The sequence below is a fragment of the Actinomadura opuntiae genome, assembly GCF_030283205.1.
Taxonomy (GTDB): Bacteria; Actinomycetota; Actinomycetes; order Streptosporangiales; family Streptosporangiaceae; genus Spirillospora.
Window position 1 is genome coordinate 123780 of the sequence record NZ_JASNWF010000022.1, and the last position, 21584, is coordinate 145363.

Sequence of the window (21584 nt, forward strand, 5' to 3'; positions counted from 1 at the left end):
TAACCCAGGGATGCGACAGTCTCCGGACGCGGCCCGGCCGGGTACGGTCGAAGCATGGAGAAGATCCGCAAGAGCGAGGAAGAGTGGCGGGCGCAGCTCAGCCCTGAGGAGTTCCACGTGCTTCGCGAGGCGGGCACCGAGAAGCCCTTCACCGGCGAGTACACCGACACCAAGACGGTCGGGGTGTACCGGTGCCGCGCCTGCGGGACGGAGCTGTTCCGGTCGGAGACCAAGTTCGAGAGCCACTGCGGCTGGCCGTCGTTCTACGCGCCGTCCGAATCCGACGCGGTCACCCTGATCGAGGACCGCTCGCTGGGGATGGTCCGCACGGAGGTGCGGTGCGCGACCTGCGACTCCCACCTCGGCCACGTCTTCCACGGGGAGGGCTACGCCACCCCGACCGACGACCGGTACTGCATCAACTCGGTCTCGCTCACCCTCGAACCCGCCGAATGACCGCAACCGCGGGCATGCGCCGCGCGTCCCATGGACGACGACGCGCCCGCGGGAGGCCAACATGGGCGAGCACGGCCCCTACGAGATCGCGTTCCTGACCGGCGGCGCCGTCCGGGTCGCGCAGACCGCCCTTCTCGCGCTCCAGGAACGGGGCCGCGTACGCGTATCGCGGGGCACGCACCGCGTGGAGGCCGTGCTGAGGGACGCGGACGACCCCGTCCAAGCCGCACTGCTCGACCGGATCCCCGGCACCGGAGTCGTGCTGGGGGTGTTGCTGCGGTCCGCGGCCGAGTCGGACGAGGTGGCCGCCGTCGCCGCAGGGCTCGGGAGCGCGGGCCTGGTGCGGGCCGGATTCCGCGGACGCCTCCGCCTCACCCGTGCGGGCAGGGCGGCCCGCGACCGGGCCGTGCGGGACGCCCCGGCGAGCGGTGCCGGGCGGCTCGCCGCGCTGGGCCCGGACGGCGTCGAGGACGCCCGGATGCGCGACATCCTGCGGACCGACGACCCGAAGCCGGTGAAGCTGCCTCGCGACTGGGCGACGAAGGGCGTCAACCGCAACACCGAGAGAAGCGAGCTGCGCGACACCCAGTACGGCGACTTCGGAGGCTCCGGGGGCTCCCTCTAGGGGGTGTCGGGGACCTCGCAGTCATCGTCGTCGCTCTGCTTGTTGGCGAGGACGACGCTGCCGTTGTCGCTGCTCTTGCCGTGCACGAAGACGCGCGGCTCGTCGTCGCCGCCGTCCTTGAGGTAGCTCGTCGTCCACTCGCACAGCGAGATCGCGGGCTTGGAGTTCTCGTCGTCCTCGCCGAGGTCGGTGTAGACGCGGACGAACGAGCCGCTGCGCCGGACGTCGGTGACGTGCTTGACGATCTCGCCGCCGGGGTCCTTGGAGCGCAGGTACGGCAGGGCCTCGGCGGAGAGCTCGTCGGGGTCGTCGGCCGCGGCGAGCGTCGCGCCGGCGGGCGAGGGCGCCGGGCGGGAGGTGTGCGCTGCGGCGGCCGCCCGGGGCGCGGTCGCCGGACCGCCGCCGGTCAGCGCGAGCGCGGCGAGCGAGGCCGCGACCGCCGCCCCGGCGGTGCCCGCACCGGCCGCGACCAGCCGGCGCCGCCCGTGCCGGCCGGCCGCCGCGAGCAACCGGTTCCAGCGGGCGGACAGCTCGGACGGCGGCTTGGCGTGCCGCCCGCGGGAGGCACCGGCGGGAGTCTCGTTCACGGGCGGCACTTTACTGCCGTTGCGTCCGGATTCTGGGCGGATCCGAGGGATCTGTGCGTTCCCGTCGGGCAAGATCCCGGATTCTCCGTTACGGAAGGTGGGCGATGAGCTCGGTGAGCGGCTTGCGCCGGCCGGTGTAGAACGGGATCTCCTCCCGGGTGTGCAGCCGGGCGCGCGCGCCGCGCAGGTGCCGCATCAGGTCGACGATGCGGTGCAGCTCGTCGGCCTCGAACGCGAGCATCCACTCGTAGTCGCCGAGCGCGAACGCCGACACCGTGTTCGCGCGGACGTCGGGGTAGTCGCGCGCCATCTTGCCGTGCTCGGCGAGCATGGCGCGGCGCTCCTCATCCGGCAGCAGGTACCACTCGTACGACCGGACGAACGGGTACACGCACACGTAGCCGCGCGGCTCCTCCTCGGCGAGGAACGCCGGGATGTGGCTCTTGTTGAACTCGGCGGGGCGGTGCAGCGCCATCTGCGACCACACGGGCTCGCTCGCGCGGCCGACGGCGGTGCGGCGGAACCGCGTGTAGACCTCCTGGAGGTCGTCGGAGCTGGGCGCGTGCCACCAGAACATGTAGTCGGCGTCCGCGCGCAGCCCGGCGACGTCGTAGGAGCCGCGGGTGGTGACGTCCTTCTCGGCCATCTGGTCGAGCAGGTCCTGGACCTCGGCGGCGTGCTGCTCGCCGAGGGCGCCGGTGTCGCGCACCCGGAACACCGACCACATGGTGTAGCGGATGACGTTATTGAGTTCGCGTGCCTTCGGCCTGGCCGCCGGCTCCGTGCCTGACATCGTTCGTTCCTCCTCGACTGCGCAGATGGTCCAGCACCCGGTCGGCCGCCGCGGTCGCCGAGGCGATGCACGCGGGGATCCCGAGGCCGTCGTAGGCCGCGCCCGCGACGGCGAGCCCCGGCTCGCGGGCGACCGCGGCGCGGACCCCGGCCACGCGGTCGGCGTGGCCCACGTTGTACTGCGGCAGGCCCCCGCCCCAGCGGGTCACCCGGCCGTCGACCGGCAGCTCGGTGACGCCGGTGGTGGCGGCCAGCTCCGCCATCGCGACGGCCTTCAGCTCCTCGTCGGGCCGCTGGAGCAGGTGCTCCTCGCCGAACCGTCCGATGGAGCACCGGACGGCGACGACGCCCGGGTCGCGGTCGCGCAGGTGCGGCCATTTTACCGAGCTGAAGGTGACGGCCTTGACGCCCCGGCCGCCCGCCCCGGTGTCGCTCTCGACGCCGGGGACGAGGTATCCGCTGCCGTCCGGGGGCTTGGGGAACGCCGAGGCCTGGTAGACGAGGGTGACGATCGCCATGCTCGCGTACTCGATGCCGGCCAGGGCGCGTCCGGCGGCGGGCACCTCGTCGCTCAGCAGCCGGGACGCGGGCGCCGCCGGCACCGCGATCACCACGGCGTCGGCGTCGAGGTGCTCGGGGGCGCGCGCCGATCCGATCGTGAGCCGCCAGCCGTCCGGGCGGCGCCGCAGCTCGCGGACGGTCGCGTTCACCCGGACCGTTCCGCCGGCGGCCTCGATGTCGGCGGCGACCAGCGGCGGCAGCGTGCCGAGCCCGCCGGGCAGCGTGGCGAACACCGGCCCGGGGTCGGCCGGCGCGGCCTCCCGGATGCCCTGGACGGCGTTGATCAGCGAGCGGTGGGCGCGCGCGGCGGCGGCGACGGCGGGCAGCGTGGAGTCGAACGACAGGCGCTCGGCGCGGCCGGCGTAGACGCCGCCGAGCAGCGGCTCGACGAGCCGGTCGACGACCTCGCGGCCCATCCGCGCGCCGATGTAGTCGGCGACCGACACGTCGTCGCCGCGCGGCGTCTCGGGCATCACCAGGTCGAGGGGCACGCGCGCCAGCCCCGCCGGGGACAGCACCTGCGAGGCGGCGAGCGCCTTCAGATCGGACGGGACGCCCATCACCTGGCCGGACGGGATCGGCCGCAGCGCGCCGCGGCTGAGGATCGCCGAGGACGTCGTGCCGGGGTGCACGAGGTCGCCGCCGCGGCCGAGGTCGCGGACCAGGCCGAGGCCCTCGGGGCGGCGGGCCAGCATCGACTCGGCGCCCTCGTCCACCGGGACGCCGGCGACCTCGCTGACCTGGAGCTTGCCGCCGATCCGCGGGGAGCCCTCCAGCACGGTCACCCGCACGCCGGCGCGGGCGAGCGCCCGCGCGGCGGTGAGGCCCGCGATGCCGCCCCCGACGACGGCGGCGTGGGCGGCGGGTCGAGACGGGGTCATGCGTCCAGCCTTCCAGACGTCGCGCGTGTCCGCGCACCGGGGCGTCCGTTGCCCGGGCGCGTTTCGCCGGACGGGCAACGGACGCCCCGGCGCGGCCCGTCCGGGGCGGGCCGTGACCCGGGCGTGCCCGGGCCGTGGCCGGATGGTGACGCGCCCGCCGGAACGGTGATCTGTACCACTCCGTCCAAGCGTCATGCTGAACGTCAGAAGCGTCAGGCAGGTCCCGTATGCACTGATCGTCCTCGCGCTGATCGGGGTGCTGGCCGGGACGCTGGCCGCGTGCGGAGGCGGGGGCGGCGGATCGTCCGATTCGGCGGAGCGGGAGACGGCGCACGGCGCCGCCGCCCCGGCGGCCACGCCGGGCGATCTCAAGGCCCGGCAGAAGCAGCCGTCCGGCCCCGGCAGGGACGCGGGCACGTCGACGCAGCCGCCGCTGCCGGGCGGCCGCGCGGTCGTCTACACCGCGACGATGCGGATCCGCGCCAAGGACGTGGACGCGTCCGCCGCCAAGGCCAAGCAGCTGGTGGGCGCGGCGGGCGGTTACGTCGAGCACGAGTCGGGCGCGAGCGACCCGCCCGGCTCGACGATCACGCTGAAGATCCCCTCCGACCGGTACGCGGGCGTGCTGGACCAGCTGTCGACGCAGCTCGGCACCAAGCTGTCGCTGAGCCAGCAGGCCGACGACGTGACCGGCGAGGTCGCCGACGTCGACAGCCGGGTCCGGTCCGCGAAGGCCGCGCTGGCCTCGTTCCGCAAGCTGCTGGACAAGGCGACGACGGTCGGCGAGGTCATCGACGTCGAGCAGGAGATCGCCTCCCGGGAGGCGGACCTGGAGTCGCTGCAGGCGCGCCAGAAGGCGCTCGCCCAGAGCACCCAGTACGCCACGGTGACGGTCACGCTGGAGGCAGCGGCCAAGCCCGCGCGGCGGCACGAGGACCGCGGCGGCTTCGTCGGCGCGCTCGGCGACGGATGGCACGCCTTCACCGGCTTCCTCGGCGGCGCCGCCGTCGTGCTCGGCTGGCTGCTGCCGTTCCTGGTCACGGCCGCGATCATCGCCGCGCCGGTGCTCGCCTACCGCAACCGCCGCCGCGTCCGCAGGCCGTCGGAGCGGGAGACCGGCGAGCCCGCCAAGGAGCCCGCCGCAGTGAGCGCGGGCGGCTCGGAGGGCGAGCGCGCGCCGGACGAGGCGCCGCCCGCCGGGTAGCCGCCGGTCAGTGCCCGGTGCTCGTCTCGTGGACCAGGTCCACGAGGCGGGCCAGCACGTCCGGGTTCGTGGACGGCAGCACGCCGTGGCCGAGGTTGAAGATGTGCCCCTCGGCCGTCCGGCCCCGGGCCAGCACGTCCAGCGCCCGCCGCTCGACCGTCTCCCACGGCGCGAACAGCACCGCCGGGTCGAGGTTGCCCTGCAGCGCCTTGCCCGGCTCGACGCGGCGGACCGCCTCGTCCAGCGGGACGCGCCAGTCGACGCCGACCACGTCCGCGCCCGCCTCGCCCATCAGGCCGAGCAGCTCGCCGGTGCCGACGCCGAAGTGGATGCGCGGGACCCCGAGCGGCTCGATCTCGGCGAAGATCCGGCCGGTGTGCGGCAGCACCGAGGCGCGGTAGTCCTCCGGCGCCACCGAGCCGACCCAGGAGTCGAACACCTGGATCGCGCTCGCGCCCGCCTCGATCTGCACCTTCAGGAACGCGATCGTGAGGTCGGCGAGCCGGCCCATGAGCCGGTCCCACAGCTCGGGCTCGCCGTACATCATCGCCTTGGTGCGCTCCTGGTTCTTGGACGGCCCGCCCTCGATCAGGTACGACGCGAGCGTGAACGGGCCGCCGGCGAAGCCGATCAGCGGCGTGCCGCCCAGCTCGCCGACCAGCCCCCGGACGGCCTCGGTGACGTAGGGCACGTCGTCGGGCACCAGGGGGCGCAGCGCGTCCAGGCCGGCGGCGTCCCGGATCGGGTCGGCGATCACCGGGCCGACGCCGGGCTTGATGTCGAGGTCGACGCCGATGGCCTTGAGCGGCACCACGATGTCGCTGTAGAAGACCGCCGCGTCGACCCCGTAGCGCCGCACCGGCTGCATCGTGATCTCGACGGTCATGTCGGGCCGGGTGCACGACTCCAGCATCGGCACGCCCTCGCGGAGCCGCAGATACTCTGGCAGCGACCGGCCCGCCTGGCGCATGAACCACACCGGCGTGCGCGGCACAGGACGGCGGCGGCACGCCAGCAGGAACGGGCTCTCGGCAAGCGGCCCGGAATTGTCATGCGTTCTCGTGGCGGCGTCGTTGGGGTGGGCGGCGTCTGCGGTCACGTTGTGATGGTCCCACGAAAACCCGTACCGGGCGCACCGGGGTGTCACCGGAGTGACGGTGGTGACGCACGAAGTTCCGGACACGCCGAGCGAAGTCCCGCATTCTGTCACCGGCGCGTGCGAACGTGATGCGTGTCATAGCCGAGGGAGGTTCCCCCTTGTACTGCTCCACCTGCGGTGATGAACGTATGTTCGAGCAGCCGCCGTGTCCGGACGGGCACGGCGCGGAGTGCCCGGAGCGGGTCTGCGTCGACTGCGGCGCGGCCGTCCTGGTCGACCCGCCGCTGACGGCCCCCGGCGCGCCCCCCGGCCGGTCCGCCGCCGGGTCCGCCGGCGGGACGGAGCCCAGACGCGCCGGCTCGTCGCCGGCCGCATCCACGCGGGCCGTGGCCTGAGCGCCCCGGCCCCCGAGACGAAACCCACTGTGCTGTGCCTGCATCCCCCCCGTTCCCTCCCGTCGCGCGCGGCGGCACCCCGTCCCGGCACCACCGACACGAGTCCCGCCCCCGCACCGAGGCCGGTCCGCCCATGAACCCTCCCGCCTTCCAGCGGGCCCTCGACACGCTGCGCGAGATCCTCGACGGCCCTGGCGTCCGCCCCGAGCTCGATCTGGAGGACATGCCCGCCCCGCAGAGCCTCGCCCCGTACGCGGCGGCCATGTCCGGGTCGGTCTACCGCGACGACGACACCGAGGTCGCGATGGGCCGGCTGATCGTGCTGTACGACCCCGAGGGCGCCAAGGGCTGGACCAACGGGTTCCGCATCGTCGCCTACATCCGCGCCGACCTCGAACCCGACATCGCCGCCGAAGAGCTGATCGGCTCGGTCGCCTGGGACTGGCTGCTGGAGGCGCTCGAACCGGCCGGCTACGCGGGCGTGTCCGGGACGATCACCCGGGCGGTGTCGGAGAGCTTCGGCGACAAGCGCGGCGAGCCGTCCACCACCGAGCTGGAGCTGCGCGCCTCCTGGTCCCCGACCGGCGACGATCTCGCCGGGCACGTGGCGGCCTGGTGCGAGGTGATGTGCACCACCGCGGGCCTGCCCCCGGCCGGTGTCGCCGCACTGCCGGACCGGCCCGGCGGCAGCTCCTAACCCGGCGAAGCCGGCCGGGGGGGCGTGGGGGGTCGTCCCCCCTCGAGAAGCACTGACCCGGCGAAGCCGGCCGGAGGGCGTGGGGGGTCGTCCCCCTCGAGAAGCACTGACCCGGCGAGACCGGGCGGGGGTGTAGGGGTCGTCCGCCCGCCGGGAGGCGCTGGGAGAGACGTACGGTAGGGGACGTGAGCACAGCGTCCGGAACCGAGGCGGCGGGGGAGAACACGGGAAAAGTGGGAGTGTCCGAAACGCGTGCCACCGGTCCCGACCGGGACTCCGGTGGCGAGAAGGCCGCCGCACGACCGGCGGGCGCAGGGAGAACGGGCGCGCGGAAGGCGGGCGCCCCGGGCAAGACGGTGCCCGCGGAGACCGGCCCGGCGGCGGAGGAGTCCGGCCCGGCCGGCAGGAACGGCGCCGCGGCGGCGGGTCCCGCCCCCGGGACGGCGGCCGCCGCGAAGCCCGACAGTGAGATAGCGGACGCCGTGACAGCGGACAGCGTGGCGGCGGACGGCGAGGAGCGGCCCCCGGCCGTCCCGCTGCTGGAGCCGCGCGAGGGCGTCCCCTCGGTCGTGGTCGACCAGGACGAGCTGGAACGCGTCATCGCCGCGTTCGCCGCCGGCACCGGCCCGGTCGCCGTCGACGCCGAGCGGGCGTCCGGCTACCGGTACGGGCAGCGCGCCTACCTGATCCAGCTGCGCCGCGCGGGCGCGGGCACCGCGCTGATCGACCCGATCGCCTGCCCCGACCTGTCCGCGCTGGACGCGGCGCTCGCCGACGCCGAGATGGTGCTGCACGCCGCCAACCAGGACCTGCCCTGCCTGTCGGAGGTCGGCCTCGTCCCGAAGCGGCTGTTCGACACCGAGCTGGCCGGGCGGCTGCTCGGCTACCCGCGCGTCGGCCTCGGCTCGATGGTCGAGAACGTGCTGGGCTTCCTGCTGGAGAAGGGGCACTCGGCCGCCGACTGGTCCACCCGCCCCCTCCCGGAGGACTGGCTGCGCTACGCGGCGCTGGACGTCGAGCTGCTGGTGGAGCTGCGCGACGCGCTGGAGGCCGAGCTGCGCGAGGCCGGGAAGCTGGAGTGGGCGCTGGAGGAGTTCGAGGCGATCCTGACCACGCCGCCGAAGCCGCCGCGCGCCGACCCGTGGCGCCGCACGTCCGGGATCCACCGGGTGCGCAACCGGCGCGCGCTGGCGACCGTCCGGGAGGTGTGGGAGGCCCGCGACAAGATCGCCCGCGAGCGGGACCTGTCCCCCGGCCGGGTGCTGCAGGACGCGGCGATCGTCGAGCTGGCGCTGAACCCCCCGAAGACCCCGGCCGATCTTCAGGCGCTGCCGACCATGCGGGGCCGCGGCGCCCGCCGGCACCAGTCGGCGTGGCTGCGCGCGGTGTCGCGGGCCCGCGCGGTGCCCGAGCGGCAGCTGCCCGAGGCGAACCTGCCCGGCGACGGGCCGCCGCCCGCGCACCGCTGGGCCGACCGCGACCCCGAGGCCGCCAAGCGGCTGACCGCCGCCCGCGCCGTCGTCGCCGCGCTCGCCGACGAGCACTCGATGCCGTCGGAGAACCTGATCCAGCCCGACTTCGTGCGCCGGCTGGCGTGGACGCCGCCGGACGAGCCGTCCGCGTCGGCGATCGGCGACGCGCTGCGCAAGCTCGGCGCGCGGCGCTGGCAGGTCGAGCTGGCGGCGCAGCCGATCGCGCGCGCGTTCCTCCGGCTGGACTTCCCGGCGCCGTGACCGTCTTTCCCCGCGCCGTGGCATCCGGGTGGTGAGGCGCGCCCCGGCGCGCGCGGGGTAAGGCGATCGGGTCTTGCGGGGGCCGCCGCGGAAGCACAGACTGGCTTAGGTTAGCTTTGCCTAAACCATCTGAGCTTCTGGAGGAGGGCAGCGATGCTCCTGGGCAACTTCCTCATCGGAATGCGCGAGGGACTGGAGGCCGCCCTGGTCGTCAGCATCCTCATCGCCTATCTGGTGAAGACCGGCAACCGCCGGGCCCTCGTCCCGGTCTGGACGGGCATCGCGATCGCCGTCGCGCTCGCCGTCGGGTTCGGCATCGCGCTCACCGCCGCCTCCTCGGAGATGCAGTTCAAGACGCAGGAGCTGTTCGGCGGCATCCTGTCGATCATCGCGGTCGGCCTGGTCACCTGGATGGTCTTCTGGATGCGCAAGACCGCCCGGTTCATGAAGTCGGAGCTGGAGGGCAAGCTCGAGGGCGCGCTGAACGTCGGCCCGCTCGCGCTCGCCGCCGTCGCGCTGCTGTCGGTCGGCCGCGAGGGCATCGAGACCGTGCTGTTCCTGTGGACGAACATCCAGAGCTCGTCCGGCGGCTCCACCCAGCCGATCATCGGCGCGGCCCTCGGCCTGGCCGTGGCGATCGTGCTCGGCTACCTGCTCTACCGCGGCGGCCTCAAGATCAACCTGGGCCGGTTCTTCACCTGGACGGGCGGCGCGCTGATCGTCGTCGCGGCGGGCGTGTTCGGCTACGGCTTCCACGACCTGCAGGAGGCCGACGTGCTGCCCGGCCTGAACTCGGTCGCGGTCGAGCCGCACCTGTTCTTCGACAAGCTCGGCACCCCCGGCGACTGGCTGCAGACCGTCCTGCAGGGCGTCCTGAACGTCACCCCGCAGATCACCTGGCTGCAGCTGGTCATGTGGGCGGCGTACCTGGTGCCGGTGATGGCGCTGTTCCTGCGCAGCACCGGGCCGTCCCGCCCGGCCCCGGCCGCGAAGAAGACCGCCGAGCCGGCGCCGAGCTCCTGACCGTCACAGGTCCGGCAGCGGATCGCGGGGCAGGCTGTCGCGGGCGAAGATCTCGCTGTCGGCCGCGTTGACGACCGGGACGTACTCGTCGTCCACCTCGAACGCGGCGCCGGCGAACTCGAACGACGCGCCGGCGCCGGTCTCCACCGGGCCGATCCGGGTCTCGCGCGGATAGGCGCCCCAGATGCTCTTGGGGGTGCTGCGGCTCAGCGAGCCGGTGGAGATCACCGCCACCTGGTCGTCGGTGACGACGAAGATGTAGCCCGCCCCGCCGCCGTAGGCCATCGCGGGGAAGATGTAGCGGATCTCTCCGTCGGCCCCGAGGAACTCGCGGCAGCGCTCGCGCAGCGGACGTGGCACGGGCATGGCTGTGCGGGCACCTCCCGGGAGGGACGTCGTCGGTGCCCCCATCATGCACCGGCCCGCCGGATCATGGCCAGGGAGCGTCACACCGTGGCCAGCGCCGCCGTCGGCGACAGCCGCGCCGCCCGCATCGCCGGGTACAGGCCGGCGACGGTCCCGATCAGCAGCGTCGCCGCCAGCGCGCCGGCCGGCGCCCACGCCGGCACCACCGGCGGCCAGCCCTTCGCCGCCGCGAACCCGGCGGTCACCGCCGCGCCGAGCAGCACGCCCACCGCCCCGCCGAACGCCGACAGCAGCAGCGACTCGGCGAGGAACTGGACGCGGACCTGGCCGCGGGTCGCGCCGAGCGAGCGGCGCAGCCCGATCTCGCGGCGCCGCTCCAGCACCGAGATCACCATCGTGTTCGCCACCCCGACCCCGCCGACCAGCAGCGCCACCGCGCCCAGCCCGAGCAGCAGCCCGGTGAACGCGCCCGCCGCCTCCGCCTTGGCCCGCAACGCGTCCGACGGCCGGCTGACCTCGACCTCCTCGGGGTTCTCCGGGTTCACCGTGCGGGCCAGGACGTCGCGGACGCCGTCCACCGACGCGTCCGTGGACCGCTCGTAGATCGTCGTCGGATGGCCGTCGAAGCCGAGGTAGCGCCGCGCCGCGTCCCAGCCGACCAGCGCGGACCGGTCGATCTCCGGCGCCAGCTCCGCCGGCCGCAGCACGCCCAGCACGACGAACCACCGCCCGCCGAGGAACACCCGGCCGCCCGTCCGGTCCACACCGAGCCGCCGCGCCGCCTGCGCGCCGAGCACCACGCCCGGATACCGCTCGGTCGCGGCGTTCAGCCACCGGCCGTCCGCGACGCCGGTGCCGAGCGTCGCGAGCAGGTCCGGCGACGCCGCCTGCACCGCGATGCCCTGGGTGACCTCCACCGGGATCCGGTCGGTGCGGCGCACCGTCGCGTCCACCGCCCCCGTCGCGCCGACGCCGGTGACCGGCCCGATCCGGCGGACCATCTCCGGCGCCGTCTCGGGCAGCTCCGCCTGGTCGCCGAACAGCGTCTGGCCGGGTTTGGCGGTCAGCAGGTTCGTGCCGAGCCGGTCCAGCCGCCGCAGCAGGTCCTCCTTGCTGGAGGAGGAGATCCCGATGACCGCGACCATCGTCGCGATCCCGATCGCGATGCCGAGCGCGGACAGCACCACCCGCGCCGGACGCGCCCGCAGCCCGCCGAGCCCGACCCGCACCACGTCCCGCGGCCCGAGCCGCGCCGGAGCGAGCCCGCTCATCGGCTCGCCACCCCCGCCCGCTCGTCCGCGACGACCCGCCCGTCCCGGACCTTGATCCTTCGCGGCGCGCGGGCCGCGACGTCCAGGTCGTGCGTGATGATCGCGACGGTGGTGCCGGCCCGGTTCAGCTCGTCCAGCAGCGCCAGCACCCCGGCCCCGGCCGCGGTGTCGAGGTTGCCGGTCGGCTCGTCGGCCAGCAGCAGGTCCGGGCCGCCCGCGACCGCGCGCGCCACCGCGACCCGCTGCTGCTCGCCGCCCGACAGCTGGTGGGGGCGATGCGTCGCCCGCCCGGCGAGACCCACCCGCTCCAGCGCCTCGCCCGCCCGCTTCCTCCGCTCCTTCAGGCCCTTGCCGGTGTAGAGCAGGCCGTCCGCGACGTTGTCGAGCGCGCTGACGCCCGGCGCCAGATGGAACTGCTGGAAGACGAACCCGATGTGCCGGGCCCGCAGCGCCGACAGCTCCCGGTCGCTCAGTCCGGCCACGTCGTGTCCCGCCACCCTCACCCGGCCGGCCGTCGGACGGTCGAGCGTCCCGATCATGTGCAGCAGCGTCGACTTCCCCGACCCGGACGGCCCGACGATCGCGACCAGCTCCCCCGCCCCGATCACCAGGTCCACGCCCCGCAGGGCCGCGACGCTCGCGTACTCCTTCGTCACCCCGGCCAGCTCGACGATGGCGTCGCCGGCCGCGCCGTCTCCGAGCCTCATCCGGCCGGCACCCCCACCTTGACGCCCTCGCGGATCCCGTCGCCCTCGACCTCGACCCGCCCGCCGCCGAACGCCCCGGTCTTGACGGGGACGAGGCGCCGCCCCGCATCCACGATCTCCAGCCCGAAGCCGCCCTCCTTGAGCGCGAGTAGCGCCTCCACCGGCACCGACAGCACGTTCTTGCGCCGCTCGCTCTCCAGCTCCACGCTGACCGGCGCCTCGTCCAGCCGGCCGGTGCCCTTGCCGCTCAGCGACACGTCGACGTCCACGGTGGTCTTCTGGTCCTGGCCCGACCCGGTCGTCTCGGCGACGCTGCCGACCTTGCTGACCGTTCCCTTCACGGTCGTCCCACCGGGCAGCTCGACCCGCACCTCCTCCCCTTTTCGCGCCATGTCCTGCTTGTCGGCATCCAGATCGATGTGCACGACCCGCCGCGTCCCGGCCACGGTCAGCACCGGCTGCCCCTGCACGGCCCGCTTCCCCTCCGGCGCCTTCACCTCCTTCACCCGCACGGCACCGTCGAGGAACACCACCTGGCCCGGCGAGACCGTCCCGGTCTGCTCGAGGCCCCGGTCGTCCTGCCACTCCTCGACCGCGGCCTCGGTCGCACCGGTGAACTCGTCGTCCACGGTCATCCCCCCGTACCCGAGGGCCCGCAGGTTCTCTTCCAACTCCCGGACGTCCTTGCCCGAATCACCGTCCCGCAGGACCCGGTACATCGGCACGCCCCCGTACATCAGCGTGACCGGATCGCCCGCGACCGTCAGGAGCGTCCCGCCCCTCCTGACCGTCGCGCCCTGCTGCGGCGCCCACGTCACGACCCCGGACGTCCCGGCCCACACCTCGCGCTCGTCGTCGTAGGTGAGCCTCCCGTCCACCTTCTCGGTGTCCACGAGATCCCCCCGCGTCACGGCCGCCGTCCCGAGCGGCACCTGCCGCGGCTCCGCGGCACGCCCGCCACCGGACGTCCAGGCGAGCACTCCCCCACCGGCCGTCACCACGACGACCGCGACCCCGCCCGCCGCCACGGCGCGCCTCACTTCCCCGCCCCGGGAGCGAGGTTCTTGCACGCCTCCCGCGCCTTGTTCACGGTCTCCTGACTCACCTTCCCCGTCGGAATCTGGATGGTCCCGTCGGGGGCCGGGTCCTTCATGTCGATCCCGTTCTCGCGCATGCACTGCGCGAACTTCACGTACTGGTCGCGCACCTTCGGATCCTTCAGATCGGGCAGCTTCCCGCCCGCCTGCAGCCACGACTGGCACTTCTTCAACGCGGCCTGCAGCTTCTCCTGGCCGCCCCCTTTCCCGATCCGCATCGTCTCGGCGTGCCCGCTCCCGGGGTCCGGCACGTCCACCCCGTTCTGCCGCATGCACTGCGCGAACTTCAGCTGCGCGTCCTCCGGACTCAGCGACCGACTCGGCGACGCCGACGTCCTCGCCTTCGCCGCCGTCCCCCCGGCACTGGCCACCCCGTCCCCATCACCGCCGCCCCCGCACCCGGCGACCCCGAGAACAACGACCCCGGCCACAACAACCCCAAGACCTCGCATCGCACACCTCCCAGTCCCGCCGACCCCACGGCCGACACCCCCACCAAACCCACCCGAGGGTTAAACCCGCATTAGCCGCACTCGCTCTGAGGAGATCGGACCAAGTCTGGGGGCGTCGCCGGACGAGCCTCTCACCAGCAGAAACGTCCGGCGGAGTCGCGGTGAGTCAGAGCACGTCGAGCCTCATTGGCTCCCCGCTCTGGCTCCCGTGGCTCCCCCGGACTGAGAGGAGGCGCTCATGTCCCTACAGATCAACGAAGACACGATGACCGTCGTCCTGGACGGCGAGGCAATCGCCACCGGCACCCGCACCGACTGCGGATGGCACGTCACCACATGGCCGCGCCCACTCGACCGCAACGCGGCGATCACGGCCCTGATGCTCGCCGAACGCCTCATCACCCACGGCGAGGAGGACCCGTGCGTGATCGAGTGGCGGAGGGAGCTTGGCCGTGGCTGACCGCCTCATCCGCATCACGACCGCGCTCGCCGTGGTGGCGGTAGCCGCCGTGGCAGCCGTGATCTCGTACCGGCACGCTTACGAACTCGTCCACTCCCACGGCGAGTCCGGCCCCACAGCCCGCCTCGTCCCCTTCACCGTGGACGGCCTCATCTGGGCCGCGTCCATGGTGATCCTGGACGCAAGCCGCCGGAGGCAACTCGCACCACCGTTGGCGAAGTGGAGCCTTGCCGTGGGCATTGTGGCGACGGTAGGCGCCAACGTGGCGCACGGCACGTCCCACGGCGCCATAGGCGCAGTAGTCAGCGCATGGCCGGCACTCGCCCTAGTCGGCTCTTTCGAACTCCTGATGACCCTCACCCGAGCCGCAGCGACCCGCATCGCACCAGCCCAGGACGAGCAACGCACCACCGCGGAACACCCGACTCCACCATGTACCGAAGCGGTGCAAACCCCGGAACAAGCGGTACTCGCCGAGTACCTCGCCAGCCTGGACGGCCCAGGCCGCCCCCTCTCCCAGCGCTACCTGGCCGAGAAGCACCACATCGACCGCCGCAAGGTCAAAAAGATCGTCACCGCAACGCACCGTCCCGGCTAGGTCGAGACCTGGGCCTACGTGTATCCGCTGAGCCGATAAGGGGAACTCGCCGAGTCGGCGACTTTATGCCCGAGCAGGTGCCATCGGCCGGATCGTCGCGTATCCTGTGATCACCCGGCAGAGCGAAGCCGGGCGACAGGAGATGCGTCGCCCCAGGGGAGTGAAAATCCTCACCCCCCACCTGGTGGGATGGCGCCAAAAGCACCAGGGCCCATCTGAGTGGCCCGAAGGCCCGGGCGGGGACAGCCCGTGGCGATCAGCAAGATCAGATCCGACCTCCGTTTCCAGGTGGCGGCGGCCCGGTTCTACCAGGAATTTCCTATGCCTGGTGGAGCTGAGGTACGCCCTCACCACTCCCCAGGTTCGCTGGCCTAGGAGGAACGGAGTACACGGGCCGTGAACCACAGTGCACAAAGCACCTATATCTGGCTGGCTGTCGCAATTGGGGTCATTGCTGGTCTAGTGATCATCATCCTCCTTATGATCGGAGGCAAGGCGGGTGTGATCATCGCTACAGGCGTAGGCGTGGCCCTCGGGACGACCGCCCTAATTCTCACTCTCATGGCGATCTGTGGGGCGTTCTCCAATGCGCCGCCTCCAAACCCCTGAGACACCCATGAGGAGAAGCCCACGCCCGGATGGGGTGTGGGCTTTTCCTCATGACGACACCCGAGCCATGTCCCCCACGCGTTTGAAGCTATCTAGATACGTACTCGCCATATCACCTTCCTCCGCGCCCGGCAGGTGCAACACCGGTGCGTGGAAGGCGACAATGCCGAAAGCGTGCGGGTTGATCAGAAGAACGTCACCAGCACGGTAGATCGAGTTGTAGAGCACAGTGTCATGAAGCCGCACCTCTACGCCGTCCACCTGGACGGTGACCCTGGCCGCCCCCTCTCTCAGCGCTACCTAGCCGAGAAGCACGACATCGACCGCCGCGGAGTCAAACAGATCATCACCGACACAGCACAAACCCACAGGCATGAAACAACGGGGCTCCGGGAACAGCCGCACTATGATGCCCCCGGGGTTCTCGCCTCAACTTCTGAGTCATTTAAAACACACGCATGATGTTCAACCGTCAATGTCATCGAAAATACTTGCTGACGTTGTTCCATCGCTCGGAGAGCGAAGCACCTCAGACCTAAATTTGTGTACACCGTGAGATTTCATCCTATTCAAGTCTACCGCCTTGGCAAATCTATCCGCGATCTCGATCTCACCAATATTTCTGAAGGCCGACGAGTATGCATGAAGTGCATCGTCCACACCGAAATCACCAGTGAGACCTTCTTCACCACGCCAAAACACATCGTCCGCCCAACCCTCCTCGAGCGCTTCTTCCAGACGAGGCAAGAGCAAATTGCGCACTAGCCAGAAAAGGCGTGACCGATCCTCGTCCTTAAGGAGCACATCCCACTCCCAGCATTCGCTCCGCACCCAGGCAGGATCGATAACTTTTACCGCAAGATCGGCCATGCGACGGATAGCCGCCTCCCGAACCTCATCAGAGATAAGGCCCGCCCGATGAAACCGAGCCAACACCCTAGGCTCCGGAACGAATTCACAGTACGGCTCGAATACGATTATCCGATCTAGTACCTGTGGATGGACGTTCAGGAAAGACTCCAGCATCTCATCGCTACAATCCCTCCAAAGATAGAAGAGAGCGTCATGCGTCCAACAGGACCCCCCCGGCCACTTCTCAAACATATTAGCCAGACGTTGGGAGACTTCATCATAAAGAAAAGCAGGTATCCGCAGTAGCGTACCCGGCCGCTCCTCCTCACCTGGAGTTAGACAATCTGTACGTTCAAGCAGAACGTTATCATCCATTCCGAAGAGAACATTAATCAGCAGATGGTGCTGTAGCGCCAGCCACGCCGCAAACCCCTCTCTCAAGGTTGGATGTTTGAAAGACCAGAGGGGTCGACCGTCACTCTGCCAGGCCTGCTTCACGAATGGCCCATCCAAGACCGCCAAGGCTCTATTTACCCCGGCAAGCGTTGAGCCAATCTGCTCAAGCAAGCTACGGCGAGCGGCATCAAGTTCGATTGGACCGCCAAGAGACCCAGATGACGATACATATATGAGGGTCAAAGCTGCCTGAGCATCCGCATTCAGTTGACTATAAACCTCACTCAAAAACTGGCCCGGATGAGCCATGAATAGCTCAAGTCCCCGCCGACTCACCTCTAGGTTACGAGTGAACGCCTGCAGCCCGAGACGTCGAGCGGCTTCTGGACGGAATGGCTCGGTGTCTGCAGCGACTTCAAGGTAGGGCTTCATGGCAGCTCGAACGTCACGAGGTTGATCACCGGCTTTTAGGTGATTGTAAACTATCTGCCGACGCTCAGATTTACTAATATTCGCAACGTCAATCACAATCTGTTGTTCTTCGAGCAACGGATAGGCGTAGGTTTTCAACTGGGGGCGAGCTTCTCTGTAGATATAGTCGCGCGAAGTCAGAATGACCCTCGCGCCGGCATCGATCGCTGCCATGATGGCAGGCATATCCCGCGACCAGTCACGAGTCAGGTTATCTTCATGGCGAACAACACCAAACGCGTCATCAACCAGAAAGAGTTGTCCTCCCTCATGCGGGTTCCAATGGTTGACGATGTCTCGGGATGTTCGCACCCTAACAACGATGCAATCCCATTCGTCAATAGCCCCCATCGCAAGCATAAGTGCATTTACAGACTTGCCAACGGCAGGCTCACCCAGTAATAGTACGAATCCGTGATTCCGGAGAGCCGTATTTGCTTTTCGAAAGGCGTCGGTGACAACGAACGTTGAAATCTGGCCTGCAGCTGAGGTCATCAGCATCTTGGCCTGCTCACATGCCCGATCTTCAAGAATCTGAGACAAATCACCCAAACCGTAGACACGAGGCACAAAGGTCCTAAGCGTGCGGTGTGAGGCAATGGTGTCACAGATCCACTGAGAGTCGAAAATAAACAGGTGCTCTACGCCACATTCTTTTATTCGTTTCCTGATTCGCCCCTCTGATACCCCGGACACGCGAGCGTTGGTCATAAGGACATATGTTGAGCACATCTCTTGTGTCACCAGCAGTCGAATCTTCTCAAATTCATTTTCTAGTGCGGAAAAAGATAGCGTCGAACCTTCACTTTGACTGTGTTTGCATTGAATGACAAATGGTGCTGCCGGAATGTTTTCATTAGGCTCATCGTGTCGCGAATTATCCCATGAACCATAAAAGACACCATCACGGCCACCGTCATTCGAGTCGGCAAACGATGCTACCGACTGGCCCCAGACATGGCGGAGAATTGCTACACATAGATCCTGAAAATCACGCCAGGTCAACGTATGCAGGGCAAAGTAAGGAGAACCCGGAGCGGTCGTTAGACCTGAAGTTGCTGACGCCACCTGTTGCCTCTCTGTCTGTATACATGGATTATGTCCTTCAAAGAAGCGCGAGTGGACATTTCGCGCAGTGCCGGCTTAGTTACCTAGCTACGGCGCAGAGTCGACTAACGCACCTGCAAGTCATATGCGAACCAACAGTTTGGCCGAGTGGTTCTCGTCAAATTCGCCAGCTTACACGCTCCAGTTTTTATTTCCTGCTGCTGTATGTTGTCCGAAGAGTTCCTCCGTAGAGGGAGGCTGCGTAATAGCTGCGGCACGCAGCTCCGTGGAGATGCCACAGGCTCGTGCCCAGCTTCGTATAAACTTCCCGACGGAGAGCAGCGTACTTTCCGCCCAGTCAGCACCCAAGGCATCACGATGGGCTGCACCGAGTGAGCGCGGCGAAGCACCCGGGTTCCTCTCCAGACACTCAAAAGCCTTACGCATGCCCCGCTGTCGTTCAACGATAGGCCGTAGGCGCTTCGGATCAATCTCACCATCTGCCACGAGCTGCAGTTCCGAGAGAACAATACGCTCGCCTGCGTCTCTTTCGATGACACCGAGCAGAGCCAGATCCCGAACGGCGTTCGCGAATCCATTCTTGGAAGGACGAGCGTGAGCGGAAGGATTGGATAGATGTAGCAACAGTTGCAATGAAGGGCCTGGATTCGCGCCCGGGAAGGCGCTTCGCACACGTACGGGAACAGTCCCACTTAGAAGTCTTACTGGTGGTTCGTCGTCGTGATCAACAAGCCGCACCATCCCGTCTCGGCGAAGTCGTACCAGGCCCGCGTATTCCATCCACTGGCAGAACGAGCGTGCGTAGGTGAACCAGCTATCGGACTTCGCCTCCACGGTTGGAAACTCGGGTGGCAGCATAGAGGCGAATCTCTGAAGTGGCACGATTTCTTCTTGGTTCAGTAACTCAATGGCGAGCTTGTACATTTTATGGCGGCGAAGCGCCTGTCCGACGCGGGCCCTAATGGCGCTCTCCGTGTCTGGAGCGGCCATTATCTCCGCCTCTATTACAACCTGATTCGGCTCGGAACTAAGAACTCCAAACAGACGCAGTTCACGGGCATAGTTATGCACCACGGTGGCCGTCGTGTTCAATTCTCGAGCGGCATCAGGAACGCTCACGCTCCCTTGAGCACCAACCACTACCCGAAGAAGGCGTCCCGCACCAAGCGGTGCATATCGGACGACATATGAGTCTTCAAGGGCGACACGGCCAGTGTTGAGAAAATCACGGAAAGTATCCCAATAGGTGTCGAGCCGATCTCCCACTTGCACAACAAGGCGCTGGTGAAGAAGACTCTCCAGCAGAGCGCTAGAAGCGACAGAATCCTCCAATTCGGCAATCGCTACTGGAGCACTTTGAGCGATCATACGCAACAGTGACTCCTCGCCAGGACTCAGCCGTGCAAGGTCACTTTCGAAAAGTCCTTGAACATTGAGGGCTTGTCGTGCAAGCTCGTCCTGGCTAATCCCGCTTCCAACTTCTGTCAGTACATGGCCGGCCAACTTCTTGAATAGCCATGGCAGCCCTTGGGAATACTCGCGTAGACGCTGACGCAGGTCCCGGTTTAGCTTTTTTCCCAACGACCTTTCGAGACGGCGAAGAAGAGTTTCGACTTCGCGAGGGCCGAACGGATTAAGAATTGCGACCGACGAAACATCTCTGATTTCATCACGAAAACGGTATGGATGCCCTTCCGTCCAGCCGACTAAATCTGTCTTCCATGAGAAGCTGACGGTCAACGGAGCATTGAGTTCGCGTACCAAGAAGGCCAGGTCTCTGAACTCTCGCGTGAGCCCCAGGTCGCGGAAGACATTTTCGAATTGATCAAAAGCAATGAAGAGAGGCTTTGCAGGTGTGCTCCATGATGCGCCTTTTAGTGTTTCAACGACACTTTGAAGTGTACTGAAAGCGGCATCGCTTGGCAGTTCGATAATCTTCCGGTCTACCGCCCTGCGAACGACACGCTCAATTGCGGCCGCGACAAAATCGGACCGTTCGGCCGTCCTAGTGTCGACGACGAGCGCTACGCCGCCAGCCTTCTCTATTTCTCGTTTCAACTGAAGCGCGAGCGAACTCTTACCCCAGCCCGACTTTGCGTTGATAACGATCGATCCACCGCTTGCCCGAGTCACGATTCTACCGATAAGGGACTGCGAAAGAGCTTTGCGACCGACAAAGAATTCCGGTGCAGCCGGAAGCTGATATTCGAAGTCGGAGGAACTGCCCTGCACTTCAACGATATTCGGGGGCGACGGCACCCGTATTGGGACTACAGCTCTCTGGACACCGATAGACGTCACCGGCAGGCCCTGCGCCAACTCACGTTCAATCAAGCTGATAATTGGCGATGGAACGCTTCCGTTACGAGACCACACTAGCCATCTAAATGCACGGCGGGTTTCGGGATCCAACTCGCATGCAGCCATGACAATGCCATGCTCTGTGATGACAACTGTTGGATCGGATTTAATGGACGGACCGTCGTTCCAATTGGGCAGTATTTTGGCCGCTTCGAGCAGTCTACAGATGTCATACGAGCCTAGATACTGAAATCCTGGGAGTTTAACTCGCGCCGCCTCTGCCTGCTCCTTAGCCTGCGAGGTCAGCCGCGGGATCCCAATAAAAAGTCCATGCATACGCTGATCATCAGCGCGAGCAAGCGCAAACTTTCCGAGGAATGACGTCAGGAGTGGAACACGTATATTCGAGCTATAGGATTTACATTCACAGATAACCCGTTCGCCCGTAACCGTGTGGCGAGCCTCAACGTCGAGTTCTATACCTTCGCTCGTAACATCGAGGTTTTCTGCCCGTGGCTCGCCATAGCCCTGTGTTGCAAGCAACTGTGCAATAAACTTCTCGAAAAGATGACCGCGCTTGTTGGATATCTCCCCCGCCGACGGCCCTTCAGCCAGTACAACGACAGCAGCGGTGTCCACAGCGATCTGTTCCATTGCTTAAAGATACCTCAGCAGGCCAGCAGAGGCCGCTGCTTAGATGATTGCACTGCGGCTGCGAATTTGGGACTGACCGTATATCGAGTCACCGCACGTATAAAACCGTTGGTCGCTCCTGCAACCACTAACGACCTCGTGCATGGTTGTGGTGGTGGCCGGGTTCCTGATCGTTGATCATGGTCGGATGGTCCGGTCGGTGGCTCGTGCGGTGGTTGTGGGAATCGTC

20 protein-coding genes and 1 pseudogene are annotated in these 21584 nt (G+C 68.1%); 10 read left to right on the forward strand and 11 right to left on the reverse strand.

The annotated features are described in order from the left end of the window. The first annotated feature begins 54 nt into the window (after nucleotides 1-54). Complete coding sequence (gene msrB / locus QP089_RS38195) at nucleotides 55-456, forward strand: peptide-methionine (R)-S-oxide reductase MsrB (protein WP_285918705.1); 402 nt, start codon at nucleotides 55-57, stop codon at nucleotides 454-456. Nucleotides 457-505: 49 nt separating this feature from the next. Beyond that, a pseudogene (locus QP089_RS38200) lies at nucleotides 506-1081 on the forward strand (TIGR04222 domain-containing membrane protein); the annotation flags it as partial. Here the strand turns inward: QP089_RS38200 and QP089_RS38205 are convergent. The 3 genes from QP089_RS38205 to hemG all read right to left on the reverse strand — a co-directional run bounded on the left by QP089_RS38205 (nucleotide 1078) and on the right by hemG (nucleotide 4097). Then, a complete protein-coding gene (locus tag QP089_RS38205; protein WP_285918707.1) occupies nucleotides 1078-1668 on the reverse strand; it encodes a hypothetical protein in 591 nt (196 codons plus the stop codon). The pseudogene QP089_RS38200 and the gene QP089_RS38205 sit on opposite strands and share 4 nt — an antisense overlap. An 88-nt stretch (nucleotides 1669-1756) precedes the next feature. Next, nucleotides 1757-2461, reverse strand: a complete 705-nt coding sequence (gene hemQ / locus QP089_RS38210; RefSeq protein ID WP_285918708.1) for a hydrogen peroxide-dependent heme synthase — start codon at nucleotides 2459-2461, stop codon at nucleotides 1757-1759. Continuing rightward, nucleotides 2412-4097 (reverse strand): protoporphyrinogen oxidase, encoded by a 1686-nt coding sequence (gene hemG / locus QP089_RS38215; RefSeq protein WP_353070669.1) that lies wholly within the window; start codon nucleotides 4095-4097, stop codon nucleotides 2412-2414. Before hemG ends, hemQ begins: the two co-directional genes overlap by 50 nt. Between hemG and QP089_RS38220 the strand changes: the two genes are divergently transcribed. Beyond that, nucleotides 4096-5106, forward strand: a complete 1011-nt coding sequence (locus QP089_RS38220; protein ID WP_285918712.1) for a DUF4349 domain-containing protein — start codon at nucleotides 4096-4098, stop codon at nucleotides 5104-5106. The two genes, hemG and QP089_RS38220, sit on opposite strands and share 2 nt — an antisense overlap. A gap of 7 nt (nucleotides 5107-5113) precedes the next feature. Here the strand turns inward: QP089_RS38220 and hemE are convergent, their stop codons facing one another. Further along, nucleotides 5114-6124, reverse strand: a complete 1011-nt coding sequence (gene hemE / locus QP089_RS38225; RefSeq protein ID WP_285918821.1) for a uroporphyrinogen decarboxylase — start codon at nucleotides 6122-6124, stop codon at nucleotides 5114-5116. A 269-nt stretch (nucleotides 6125-6393) separates the two neighbouring features. On the opposite strand from hemE, the gene QP089_RS38230 reads away from it, so the two are divergent. From QP089_RS38230 to efeU, 4 genes are all read left to right on the forward strand, one after another. After that, nucleotides 6394-6600, forward strand: a complete 207-nt coding sequence (locus QP089_RS38230) for a hypothetical protein (RefSeq protein ID WP_285918714.1) — start codon at nucleotides 6394-6396, stop codon at nucleotides 6598-6600. 133 nt (nucleotides 6601-6733) lie between these two features. Then, nucleotides 6734-7297, forward strand: a complete 564-nt coding sequence (locus tag QP089_RS38235) for a DUF3000 domain-containing protein (protein ID WP_285918715.1) — start codon at nucleotides 6734-6736, stop codon at nucleotides 7295-7297. Nucleotides 7298-7779: 482 nt separating this feature from the next. Then, nucleotides 7780-9030, forward strand: coding sequence for a ribonuclease D (locus tag QP089_RS38240; protein ID WP_285918823.1), 1251 nt, complete (start codon nucleotides 7780-7782; stop codon nucleotides 9028-9030). Between the two features lie 153 nt (nucleotides 9031-9183). Further along, nucleotides 9184-10053, forward strand: coding sequence for an iron uptake transporter permease EfeU (efeU, locus tag QP089_RS38245; RefSeq protein WP_285918717.1), 870 nt, complete (start codon nucleotides 9184-9186; stop codon nucleotides 10051-10053). A gap of 3 nt (nucleotides 10054-10056) precedes the next feature. On the opposite strand, the gene QP089_RS38250 is transcribed toward efeU, so the two are convergent. The 5 genes from QP089_RS38250 to QP089_RS38270 form a co-directional block, all read right to left on the reverse strand. Beyond that, nucleotides 10057-10419: a hypothetical protein gene (locus QP089_RS38250; protein WP_285918719.1), complete on the reverse strand. Its 363-nt coding sequence runs from the start codon at nucleotides 10417-10419 to the stop codon at nucleotides 10057-10059. A gap of 80 nt (nucleotides 10420-10499) precedes the next feature. Continuing rightward, nucleotides 10500-11690: an ABC transporter permease gene (locus QP089_RS38255; protein WP_285918720.1), complete on the reverse strand. Its 1191-nt coding sequence runs from the start codon at nucleotides 11688-11690 to the stop codon at nucleotides 10500-10502. Next, nucleotides 11687-12397 (reverse strand): ABC transporter ATP-binding protein, encoded by a 711-nt coding sequence (locus QP089_RS38260; RefSeq protein ID WP_285918721.1) that lies wholly within the window; start codon nucleotides 12395-12397, stop codon nucleotides 11687-11689. Before QP089_RS38260 ends, QP089_RS38255 begins: the two co-directional genes overlap by 4 nt. After that, complete coding sequence (locus QP089_RS38265; RefSeq protein ID WP_285918723.1) at nucleotides 12394-13437, reverse strand: peptidoglycan-binding protein; 1044 nt, start codon at nucleotides 13435-13437, stop codon at nucleotides 12394-12396. The genes QP089_RS38260 and QP089_RS38265 overlap by 4 nt, the downstream gene beginning before the upstream one ends. Beyond that, the gene (locus QP089_RS38270; RefSeq protein WP_285918724.1) at nucleotides 13434-13865 is read right to left on the reverse strand and encodes a hypothetical protein; all 432 of its coding nucleotides are present in this window, start codon (nucleotides 13863-13865) and stop codon (nucleotides 13434-13436) included. Before QP089_RS38270 ends, QP089_RS38265 begins: the two co-directional genes overlap by 4 nt. A gap of 319 nt (nucleotides 13866-14184) precedes the next feature. Between QP089_RS38270 and QP089_RS38275 the strand changes: the two genes are divergently transcribed. The 3 genes from QP089_RS38275 (at nucleotide 14185) to QP089_RS38285 (ending at nucleotide 16075) form a co-directional block, all read left to right on the forward strand. Beyond that, nucleotides 14185-14406, forward strand: a complete 222-nt coding sequence (locus QP089_RS38275) for a hypothetical protein (protein ID WP_285918725.1) — start codon at nucleotides 14185-14187, stop codon at nucleotides 14404-14406. After that, nucleotides 14399-15004 (forward strand): DUF2637 domain-containing protein, encoded by a 606-nt coding sequence (locus tag QP089_RS38280; protein WP_285918727.1) that lies wholly within the window; start codon nucleotides 14399-14401, stop codon nucleotides 15002-15004. Before QP089_RS38275 ends, QP089_RS38280 begins: the two co-directional genes overlap by 8 nt. 759 nt (nucleotides 15005-15763) lie before the next feature. Further along, nucleotides 15764-16075 (forward strand): hypothetical protein, encoded by a 312-nt coding sequence (locus QP089_RS38285; RefSeq protein WP_285918729.1) that lies wholly within the window; start codon nucleotides 15764-15766, stop codon nucleotides 16073-16075. 3 nt (nucleotides 16076-16078) lie between these two features. Here the strand turns inward: QP089_RS38285 and QP089_RS38290 are convergent, their stop codons facing one another. Continuing rightward, the gene (locus tag QP089_RS38290; protein WP_285918731.1) at nucleotides 16079-18337 is read right to left on the reverse strand and encodes an nSTAND3 domain-containing NTPase; all 2259 of its coding nucleotides are present in this window, start codon (nucleotides 18335-18337) and stop codon (nucleotides 16079-16081) included. A gap of 234 nt (nucleotides 18338-18571) precedes the next feature. Then, nucleotides 18572-21355, reverse strand: coding sequence for a restriction endonuclease (locus QP089_RS38295; RefSeq protein ID WP_285918732.1), 2784 nt, complete (start codon nucleotides 21353-21355; stop codon nucleotides 18572-18574). Nucleotides 21356-21584: the final 229 nt, after the last annotated feature.

Coding starts and splice junctions, on each gene's coding strand:
- QP089_RS38275 (WP_285918725.1), top strand. CDS start 14,185: ATGTCCCTACAGATCAACGAAGACACGATGACCGTCGTCCTGGACGGC.
- QP089_RS38250 (WP_285918719.1), bottom strand. CDS start 10,419: ATGCCCGTGCCACGTCCGCTGCGCGAGCGCTGCCGCGAGTTCCTCGGG.
- QP089_RS38220 (WP_285918712.1), top strand. CDS start 4,096: ATGCTGAACGTCAGAAGCGTCAGGCAGGTCCCGTATGCACTGATCGTC.
- QP089_RS38295 (WP_285918732.1), bottom strand. CDS start 21,355: ATGGAACAGATCGCTGTGGACACCGCTGCTGTCGTTGTACTGGCTGAA.
- efeU (WP_285918717.1), top strand. CDS start 9,184: ATGCTCCTGGGCAACTTCCTCATCGGAATGCGCGAGGGACTGGAGGCC.
- QP089_RS38255 (WP_285918720.1), bottom strand. CDS start 11,690: ATGAGCGGGCTCGCTCCGGCGCGGCTCGGGCCGCGGGACGTGGTGCGG.
- msrB (WP_285918705.1), top strand. CDS start 55: ATGGAGAAGATCCGCAAGAGCGAGGAAGAGTGGCGGGCGCAGCTCAGC.
- hemQ (WP_285918708.1), bottom strand. CDS start 2,461: ATGTCAGGCACGGAGCCGGCGGCCAGGCCGAAGGCACGCGAACTCAAT.
- QP089_RS38230 (WP_285918714.1), top strand. CDS start 6,394: ATGTTCGAGCAGCCGCCGTGTCCGGACGGGCACGGCGCGGAGTGCCCG.
- QP089_RS38235 (WP_285918715.1), top strand. CDS start 6,734: ATGAACCCTCCCGCCTTCCAGCGGGCCCTCGACACGCTGCGCGAGATC.
- QP089_RS38260 (WP_285918721.1), bottom strand. CDS start 12,397: ATGAGGCTCGGAGACGGCGCGGCCGGCGACGCCATCGTCGAGCTGGCC.
- hemG (WP_353070669.1), bottom strand. CDS start 4,097: ATGACGCTTGGACGGAGTGGTACAGATCACCGTTCCGGCGGGCGCGTC.